Genomic DNA, 2,366 nt, shown 5'->3' on the forward strand with positions numbered 1-2,366 from the left:
GACGCGCTGGCCTGACTGATCACGGAATCAAGCAGCGTCTGCGTGCTCGGCAACGAACCGGACTTAGGCTTGTCTGCATGAATCTCCCGGTGCAGCTCCCGCACCAACTCAGCGCGCAAGCCCGTGATCCGCTGGACCAGCGTTGTACGCATCCCGCCTCTGATCAGCGCAACGGCCTGCTGTGTGCGGGCCAACTGCTGCAGTCTCATGAGCGCTCCACCTCCTCAGCGGCGAGCAGCACGGCCTGCAGATCGAGCGCCAGCGTTGATGCCGACGCTGCAACGAAGCGTTCCTCAAGCAGACGCGACTCAAACCGCGGCCGAAAGTGCAACACCCCAGACTCGGCCAGGGCGCGCAACACGGGGAAAGAGGCCTCGCGTAGCAGGCCCATCAACGTCCGATCGAGACCGTAGATCAGGCTGGCCTTCTGCGCATCCGAGCGTGCCAGTGCCTGTGCGCTTAGGAGACAGTGCAGATTCAAGGTGATCACCTCCCGGTCGAGACCGGTCTCCGGCTGGGTGTCTGGGGTCGTCATATCAGGCATACCAGTGGTCCGAGTTCGCGCTATAATATGCACTAAAGCGCGATAACCGCAAATATTACTCGTAATAAAGCGTTACCATCTGTTCATCGAAGACTGCGAGTGACGTCCATCATGTCCGCTGCTGAGACGGTTAAGAGTGACTCAACCTCCTATCAATGCGGCTATCCCGGTTGGGATGGTGCTGGTTTCCCGCAACGCCTAGCCGAGATCAAGGGCGGCATGAGCACCCTTGGGTTCGCGCAAAAGTGTGGAATCTCAGAAAGTATCTTCCGCAAGTATCTCGCGGGCACGAGCGTCCCCGGCGCCGATAAGCTGGTCGAGATCGCCCAAACGGCACAGGTCTCGCTCAGTTGGCTGGCCACTGGGGAAGGGCGTCGTGACGGGGTTGAGGACAGGCTTGATTTGGCGATGCTGCGCTCGGTGATTGCCGGCGTCGAAGCGGACCTTGAGGAGATCGGCGGCAGCATGGCGCCGGAGAAGAAAGCCGAACTGATCGCGCTGCTCTACGAGATGGCGTGCAATGGCGAGTCGATCTCGGAGAAGCCGATGCTCCGCTTGGTGCGACTCGCGAGCCGTTGAGATGGCTGACGACACACCGTCTCCTGAACACGCCTCGCCGTCAGCCTTCGGACCGCAGGTAGCGCAAACAGCGTGTCGGTTTTGCTGAGGTGTCGACGAATTCCGTTGGCTTCGCAGATCGGATGCGGTCAGGTATCCTTTCGCAGCGCGTGGTCTCCGGATCGGTGCTATGGGGACCGATCGGTGTGCGTTTTCATTGATCCCCATCGACCTGAGGACCGAGGCCATGAGTACACGCCAAGATGAGATTCGCGACGCCATCCGAGGCTTCGCCGACCAGATCAAACCGGCTGTTGATCCGGATCAGGGGAGCCCAAGCCCGCAATCCGTCCACAACGAGTATCCACCGCTGCAGAGGGCTGAGAACGGCGGATTTGTCTTCCATGTGGGCGACACGCTGTTCGGCCGAGGACCCGTCGACCCTGACGACGCGCATCGTGCGTACCTGATGTCCCGTTCACAACCCGCCATGACCCCACGAGATGCCGACGGACAGGCCGAATCTGAAGTTGCTCATTAGCAGTGTCTTCTTTTGGGTCATGGCTATCCTACCGTTGTACATCGCCCGATTCTTGCCCGATATTCAACACCATTGGTTCGACGCTATCGGTTTCTTTTCGCTCTTCTTTGCGGCAGCGACCACGTTTATGTTCGCGTTCGAGATGAGGCGTTAGTCCTCGGCGTCGATCGCGGGGATGGCGCGCCTTATGGGCGACCATCCACCGCAAACGCCCCTCGTCGGTGAACAGGAGGCGACGGCGATCTGTCAGCGGTGAGTCACTGCACTGCGGCTCGGCGCTTAGCCTCGCCTCTCACCACAGCCGCTTCCTACAGCCGTCCCGAGATCCGCCACAACGACGTCAAATGCGAGTGGGGGCATCGCAGCGTGACACGGGCATGCCGTGCGGGCAGACGTCTTCGCCTCTCTAGCGTCTTGTCAACCCCGATTGAGACCGAAAATCGGCATCTATACCCACTGCGCTGACCTCGCCCTTTGCCTAGCCTGTCCATCTGGCAGCGCGCTTGAGCCGACGTCGATCGAGCAATCCCCCCGCGCGCTGGTGATCGTTCGCTTACGAGGCCCTCAATGCGCAGCTCAGTCGGTGTCACTCTCCGTCAACGTCGCCAACAGCTCGGCTATTCCCAAACCACATTGGCGCAGCGGGCCAACGTGACGCAGGGCTGGATTTCGCGCCTGGAGAACCGGGTTGAGAATCCGACCCTCAACAGCCTCACCCAGATT

The 2,366-nt window shown here is 60.6% G+C and carries 4 protein-coding genes and 1 pseudogene; 3 read left to right on the forward strand and 2 right to left on the reverse strand.

The features are described from left to right. Together VBE63_RS27580 and VBE63_RS27585 are read right to left on the reverse strand one after the other, a co-directional pair. Positions 1-209 (reverse strand): annotated as a pseudogene (locus VBE63_RS27580) (flagellar transcriptional regulator FlhC); the annotation flags it as partial. Further along, positions 206-544, reverse strand: a complete 339-nt coding sequence (locus VBE63_RS27585) for a flagellar transcriptional regulator FlhD (RefSeq protein WP_323686189.1) — start codon at positions 542-544, stop codon at positions 206-208. The pseudogene VBE63_RS27580 and the gene VBE63_RS27585, both read right to left, overlap by 4 nt. 111 nt (positions 545-655) lie before the next feature. On the opposite strand from VBE63_RS27585, the gene VBE63_RS27590 reads away from it, so the two are divergent. The 3 genes from VBE63_RS27590 to VBE63_RS31650 form a co-directional block, all read left to right on the forward strand. Continuing rightward, positions 656-1,123, forward strand: a complete 468-nt coding sequence (locus VBE63_RS27590) for a helix-turn-helix domain-containing protein (RefSeq protein ID WP_323686190.1) — start codon at positions 656-658, stop codon at positions 1,121-1,123. A gap of 226 nt (positions 1,124-1,349) precedes the next feature. Next, positions 1,350-1,643: a hypothetical protein gene (locus tag VBE63_RS27595; RefSeq protein ID WP_323686191.1), complete on the forward strand. Its 294-nt coding sequence runs from the start codon at positions 1,350-1,352 to the stop codon at positions 1,641-1,643. Positions 1,644-2,210: 567 nt separating this feature from the next. Continuing rightward, the coding region (locus VBE63_RS31650; RefSeq protein WP_416274703.1) for a helix-turn-helix domain-containing protein at positions 2,211-2,366 on the forward strand (156 nt) is incomplete at its 3' end.

The organism is Lamprobacter sp. (genome assembly GCF_034860625.1).
Classification (GTDB): Bacteria; Pseudomonadota; Gammaproteobacteria; order Chromatiales; family Chromatiaceae; genus Lamprobacter.

Bases quoted from the DNA above. Each gene is read 5' to 3' on its own strand.
- VBE63_RS27585 (WP_323686189.1), bottom strand. From the start codon at position 544: ATGCCTGATATGACGACCCCAGACACCCAGCCGGAGACCGGTCTCGAC.
- VBE63_RS27590 (WP_323686190.1), top strand. From the start codon at position 656: ATGTCCGCTGCTGAGACGGTTAAGAGTGACTCAACCTCCTATCAATGC.
- VBE63_RS27595 (WP_323686191.1), top strand. From the start codon at position 1,350: ATGAGTACACGCCAAGATGAGATTCGCGACGCCATCCGAGGCTTCGCC.